The organism is Amnimonas aquatica, from assembly GCF_002943415.1.
GTDB lineage: Bacteria > Pseudomonadota > Gammaproteobacteria > Pseudomonadales > Moraxellaceae > Perlucidibaca > Perlucidibaca aquatica_A.
The window spans coordinates 1-6,384 of record NZ_PTQZ01000095.1 but is presented as its reverse complement, the minus strand read 5'-3'; the positions used below and the strand labels follow the sequence as shown (position 1 = coordinate 6,384).

Below are 6,384 nucleotides of genomic sequence, written 5' to 3'. Positions count from 1 at the left end.
GGCTGCGCCTCGAGATCAGCCTGGGCGGCGAGCGACGCACCGGCCGCACCGGACAGTTCACGCTCGCGGTCGGCGGGCAGCGGCCTGGCCAGCATTTCATCACGAATTCGGTCGGCACGCTCTTGGGCGAAGCCGTAGAAGCCGTGACCGGCTGCCGACATGGCCTCGAGCACACGCGCCGAACCGGTGAGTGCCGGATCGCGCAGCTTGTCGCGCTGACGCGCGAGCGCCTGCGTGTAGGCACTGGTGGCATGCGCGGCATCCAGCACCTCGGCCACCGACTGCAGCTCATCGAACAGCCTCGCCGCGAGATCACGGAAGCGGTGGCGGCCGCTGCAATCGTTCAATACCAGTCCGGGATCGCGACCACGCTCGACCATGGCCTGCTGATTCTCGGGCAGGCGATCGTAATCGGTCGGCCTGAACGCCGGGCTGTCGGTCAGCAGGCAGTGCAGCGCGAATACCTCGAGGAAGTGCGCACTGTCGACGCCGATGCCCAGCGGCTCGAACGGATCAAGGTCGACACAGCGCAGCTCGACATACTCGACACCACGGCGCGCCAGCGCCTGGGTCGGGCGCTCGCCACTGCGGATGGTGCGCTTGGGGCGGATCAGGCCGTAGTACTCGTTCTCGATCTGCAGGATATTGGCGTTGATCTGCTGCCAGACACCGTCGCGCACCACGCCAGCGGCCTCGTAGGGCGGGTAGGGCGTGCGGATGGCGCTGTCGAGATCATGGATGTACTCGTCCAGCGCGTTGTAGGACACATGCAGGCCGGACTGGGCATCGTTCTGGTAACCCAGCTTGCTCATGCGCAGCGAAGTCGCCTCGGGCAGGTAGAGCGTGCCCGACGGCAGGCTCTGCAGACCGTGTTCGCGCCCCTCCAGGAAGGTACCGCAGACCGCCGGGCTGGCACCCAGCAGGTACAGCAGCAGCCAGCTGCGGCGCTGGAAGTTGCGCACCAGGCCGAGATAGCGCGCCGACATGAAGGCCTGCAGCTCGCCGACGGCGCCGGCCTCGCCCTGCCAGCGGCGCCAGAAGGTCTCGGGGAAAGAAAGGTTGTAGTGGATGCCGGCGATGGTCTGCATGCGACGGCCGTAGCGCAGGCCGAGGCCGTGGCGGTACAGGGTCTTCATGCGGCCGATGTTCGAGCTGCCGTACTGCGCCAGCGGAATGTTGTCGTCCGGCCCGAGCTTGCAGGGCATGGAGTTGACCCACAGGCGCTCTTCGCCGATGTGGGCGTAGACATGCCGGTGCAGGTCGTCGAGCCAGCCCAGTGCCTGGTCGATGCTGCCGCAGGCCGGCGTGATCAGCTCGATCAGGGCCTCGGAATAGTCCGTGGTGATGTACGGATGCGTCAGCGTCGAGCCCAGCGCCCGAGGGTGCGGCGTCTGCGCCAGCCAGCCATCCGGCTGCACGCGCAAGGCCTCCTTCTCGAGACCGCGGCGCATGCCGACGAGACAGGCCGCGTCCCGCTCCAGCCAGGCGAGCTGTCGCTGCAGGGTGGCATCCATCATGGTCTCCTTAGATCAGGCCTGGCCGCGGGGCAGCATGGTGCCCGCCATCAGCGGGACACACCCGCCTTGCGCAGAAGGTCGCCGAGCGTACCAGATTTGCCATTGCCGCAACCCTGTCCGCCACCAAAGCTCTGCTGACCCTGACTGCCACCGCGACCGGAGGCCCCGCCCGTGCCACGGCCAGCGCCCTGACCGCTCCTGCCCTGGCCGCCACCCTGGCCGACGCGACCGGCATCGCCGCGCGGGGCCGGTGCAGCCTCTCCGAGGCGGCGCGACAGCGCGATGCGCTTGCGCGGCGCATCCACCTCGATGACCTTGACCTTGACGATGTCGCCGGCCTTGACCACCTCGTGCGGATCCTTGACGAAGCGGTCGGCGAGCACGGAGATGTGCACCAGGCCATCCTGGTGCACGCCGATGTCGACGAAGGCGCCGAAGGCGGTGACGTTGGTGACCACGCCTTCGAGGATCATGCCCGGCTTGAGATCGCTGATCTCGGTCACGGCGTCATCGAAGACGGCGGCCTTGAACTCGGGGCGCGGGTCGCGGCCCGGCTTCTCCAGCTCGCGCAGGATGTCGGTCACGGTGAGCGCGCCGAAACGGTCGTCGACATACTTCTCGGCGTTGACCGCGCGCAGGAAGCGACCGTCGCCGATGATGTCGGCCACGGCCTTGCCGCTGTCGGCGAGCAGCTTCTGCACCACCGGGTAGGCTTCCGGGTGCACGGCGGAGGCATCCAGCGGATTGTCGCCGCCGACCACGCGCAGGAAGCCGGCGGCCTGCTCGAAGGTGCGGTCACCCAGGCGCGGCACCTGCTTCAGCGCATCGCGGCTGGCGAACACGCCGTTCTGGTCGCGGAAGCTGACGATGTTCTGGGCGATGGTGCCGTTGAGGCCTGCGATGCGCGCCAGCAGCGCCGCCGATGCCGTGTTCACATCCACGCCGACGGCATTGACGCAGTCCTCGACCACGGCGTCGAGCATGCGCGACAGGCGGACCTGGTTGACGTCGTGCTGATACTGCCCGACGCCGATGGCCTTGGGCTCGATCTTCACCAGCTCGGCCAGCGGGTCCTGCAGGCGGCGGGCGATCGATACCGCGCCGCGGAAGGTGACATCCAGATTCGGGAACTCGCGCGCCGCCAGCTCGGAGGCCGAGTACACCGAGGCGCCGGCCTCGCTGACCACGATCTTGGTCAGCTTCAGCTCGGGGTGCTTCTTCATCAGCTCGCCGGCGAGCTTGTCGGTCTCGCGCGACGCGGTACCGTTGCCGATGGCGATCAGTTCGACGCCATGCTGCTGGCACAGCTTGGCCAGCGTGTGCAGCGAGCCGTCCCAGTCACGGCGCGGTTCGTGCGGAAAGACGGTGGTGTTGGCGACCAGCTTGCCGGTGCCGTCGACGACCGCGACCTTGACGCCGGTACGCAGGCCCGGGTCCAGGCCCAGGGTCGGGCGCAGGCCGGCCGGCGCCGCCATCAGCAGGTCCTTGAGGTTGCGCGCGAACACGCGGATGGCCTCTTCCTCGGCACGCTGGCGCAGCTCGGTGAGCAGATCGGTCTCGAGATGGGTGAGCAGCTTCACGCGCCAGGTCCAGCGCACCACCTCGCGCAGCCAGGCATCGGCCGGACGGCCCTGGTCGCTGACACCGACGTGGCCGGCGATCAGCGACTCGCACGGATGCACCGGGCCGTCGCTGTCCGGCAGCGCCAGGTTGAGCGTCAGGAAACCTTCGTTGCGGCCGCGGAACATGGCCAGCGCGCGGTGCGACGGTGCCTCCGCCAGCTTCTCGTCATGCTCGAAGTAATCACGGAACTTGGCGCCTTCCTGCTCCTTGCCGGCGATCAGGCGGGCACTCAGCAGCGCGCGCTCCTGCAGGTATCCGCGCAGGTTGGCAAGCAGGTCGGCCTGCTCGGCGAAGCGCTCCATGAGGATGTGCTTGGCACCCTCGAGCACCGCCTTCACGTCCGGATAGGCGCTGCCGCCTTCGGGCGCCTCGGCCACGATGTAGCCCTGCGCCTCCTGCTCCGGCACGCGCTGCGGCTCCGCCAGCAGTAGGTCGGCGAGCGGGCCGATGCCGGCCGCCAGCGCCAGCTGGCCCTTGGTCACGCGCTTCGGCTTGTAGGGCAGGTAGAGATCCTCCAGGCGCGCCTTGGTGTCGGCCTCGCGGATCTGCGCTTCCAGTTCGGGGGTCAGCTTGCCCTGCTCGCCGATGCTCTTGAGGATGGCAGCACGCCGCTCCTCCAGCTCGCGCAGGTAGAGCAGGCGCTCTTCCAGGTTACGCAGCTGGGTGTCATCGAGCGCACCGGTGACTTCCTTGCGATAGCGGGCGATGAACGGGACGGTGGCGCCACCGTCGAGCAGGGCAATGGCGGCCTCGACCTGCTCGGGACGGACGGCGAGCTCGGTGGCGATCTGGCGGGCGATGGATGACATGGCGACTCGGTTATGACTGCCCGGGGGCCGCGAACCGCACGGCCGTCCCGGATTGAGGGAGGGCCGGATTATAAGCACGGCGTCATCCTGCCGCCCAGCCGGACGATCCTGTCAGCCCGGGACGCCAAACCCTGCCCTGGCGCAATATCCAAACGGCCATGGCCTGCGTACACTCGAAGCCGGTCGCAACGTTCCGGCACAGGAACCAGACAGCACTGGCACGAGGGCAATGATGGAGAACGTCAGCAGCGAACAGCTGAAGATACTGGTGGTCGATGACGATGTGCGCCTGCGCAATCTGCTGCAGCGCTTCCTCGAAGAGCAGGGCTTCAGCGTGCGCACCGTCGCCGATGCCGTGCAGATGGACCGCCTGCTGGCGCGCGAACTGTTCTCGCTGGTCGTGCTCGACTTCATGCTGCCCGGCGAGGACGGCCTGGCCATCTGCCGCCGCCTGCGCGACGCAGGGAACAACACGCCCATCATCATGCTCACCGCGCGCGGCGCCGACAGCGACCGCATCAGCGGCCTGGAGGCCGGCGCCGACGACTACCTGCCCAAACCGTTCAACCCGCAGGAACTGCTGGCGCGCATGCGCGCCGTGCTGCGCCGCCAGTCGCGCGAGCTGCCGGGTGCACCCTCGCAGATCGCCGAGGTGGTCAGCTTCGGGCCCTGGACGCTGGACCTGTCCACCCGCCAGCTCACCCGCGAAGGCGAGACCGTGTCGCTGACCACCGGCGAATTCGCCGTGCTCAAGGCCCTGGTGCAGCACCCGCGCGAACCGCTGACCCGCGACAAGCTGATGTCGCTGGCACGCGGCCGCGAATGGGGCGCCATGGAGCGCTCCATCGACGTGCAGGTGTCGCGCCTGCGCCGCCTGATCGAGGCCAACCCGTCATCGGCACGCTACATCCAGACCGTCTGGGGCGTGGGCTACGTGTTCGTGCCGGACGGGCAGGGCTGACATGAGCCTGACCGGCATCGCGGCCTCCGGCCCGCGTCCGCGCAGGAAATCGGGCCTGCTGCAGTGGCTGAAGCCGCGCAGCAGTGCCATGCGCACCACCCTGGTCATCGGCATCGTGGTGCTGGCCAGCCAGGTGCTGTCCATCGCCTTCTTCTGGCAGAACCTCTACCTGCCAGAGATCCGCCAGCACGCCCACACCTCCGCGCTCAAGCTGGCCCTGCTGCGTGACGCCGAGCTGTCGGGCACACCGGTAGCCGGCGAGATCGACGAAGACCTGCTGCGCTTCGGCAACATGATCGTGGTGCGCGATCCCTCGCAGTTCCCGAAACCGCGCGACAAGTGGTTCGCCGAGATCTTCACCGACCACTTCCAGAAGCAGCTGCGCCGCGAGCTCGACCACCGCCCGCAGGTCTATTTCGAGTTCAAGCCGGTGCCCACGCTGTGGATCAGCGCACCCACCGAGACCCCGATCTGGGTAAGGGAAGAGCTCAGCTTCATCCAGCAGTACAGCCCGGGCATCATCATCGGCTGGGTACTGGGCGTGCCGCTGCTGGCGATCATCGCCATCGTCATCCTGGCGCGACAGCTCAACCGCCCGCTCAAGCGCCTGCAGCTGGCCGCCATCCGCGTCGGCCGCGGCCTGCACAGCACCCAGCTGGAGGAATACAGCGGTCCGACCGAGATCCGTGCGGTCAACCGCGCCTTCAACCAGATGACACGCCAGATCCACCAGGCCGAACGCGAGCGCACCGTCATGCTCGCCGGCATCTCGCATGACCTGCGCACGCCGCTGACCCGCCTGCGCCTCACCGCCGAGATGATGTCAGACCGCGAACTGGCCGAGGGCATGGTGACCGACATCGAGGACATGGATGCCATCCTCGACCAGTTCATCGCCTTCATGCGCGACGGCTCGGAGGAGAAGCGCGAGCCGGTGGACCTCAACCTGCTGGCGCAGGAGGTCGCGCAGCAGTTCGAGCACCAGCTCGATGTCCGCTTCAGCGCCGGTGCGCTGCCGCTGCTGTCGCTGCGCAAGCTGTCTCTCAAGCGGCTGATCGGCAACATGCTGCAGAACGCGCTGCGCTACGGTGCCGGACCGGTCGAGATGTGGACCGACATCTCCGGCCCGCACGCCTGCCTGCACTGCCGCGATCACGGCCCCGGCATCGACCCGGGCCGCATCGGCGAACTCATGCAGCCGTTCCGCCGCGGCGACCAGGCGCGCAGCTCGCAGGGATCGGGACTGGGGTTGGCTATCGTCGCCCGCATCGTGCAGCAGCACCATGGCCAGCTGGTGCTGGACAATCACCCGCAGGGCGGGCTGCACATCACCGTGCGGCTGCCGCTGCCGCGCACGCGCCAGAACGCCTGAAAACCGCCGCCCGAACACGCCCGGCGAGCGGGAGGGGTATCACTGCAGGCTGTCCGGCCCGTGCTGGCCTTCATGCACCAGGCTCTCGACATCGACCCGGTC

The 6,384-nt window shown here is 68.3% G+C and carries 4 protein-coding genes; 2 read left to right on the top strand and 2 right to left on the bottom strand.

Annotated features, from left to right (window positions below; translation table 11 throughout):
* A partial coding sequence (gshA, locus tag C5O18_RS05225) for a glutamate--cysteine ligase (protein WP_105192077.1) occupies window positions 1–1,517 on the bottom strand: 1,517 nt, incomplete at its 3' end.
* A gap of 47 nt (window positions 1,518–1,564) precedes the next feature.
* Window positions 1,565–3,949, bottom strand: coding sequence for a Tex family protein (locus C5O18_RS05220; RefSeq protein WP_105192075.1), 2,385 nt, complete (start codon window positions 3,947–3,949; stop codon window positions 1,565–1,567).
* A gap of 229 nt (window positions 3,950–4,178) precedes the next feature.
* On the opposite strand from C5O18_RS05220, the gene ompR reads away from it, so the two are divergent.
* The gene (gene ompR, locus C5O18_RS05215; RefSeq protein WP_105192073.1) at window positions 4,179–4,910 is read left to right on the top strand and encodes an osmolarity response regulator transcription factor OmpR; all 732 of its coding nucleotides are present in this window, start codon (window positions 4,179–4,181) and stop codon (window positions 4,908–4,910) included.
* Between the two features lies 1 nt (window position 4,911).
* Window positions 4,912–6,282: an ATP-binding protein gene (locus tag C5O18_RS05210; RefSeq protein ID WP_105192071.1), complete on the top strand. Its 1,371-nt coding sequence runs from the start codon at window positions 4,912–4,914 to the stop codon at window positions 6,280–6,282.
* Window positions 6,283–6,384 lie beyond the last annotated feature (102 nt).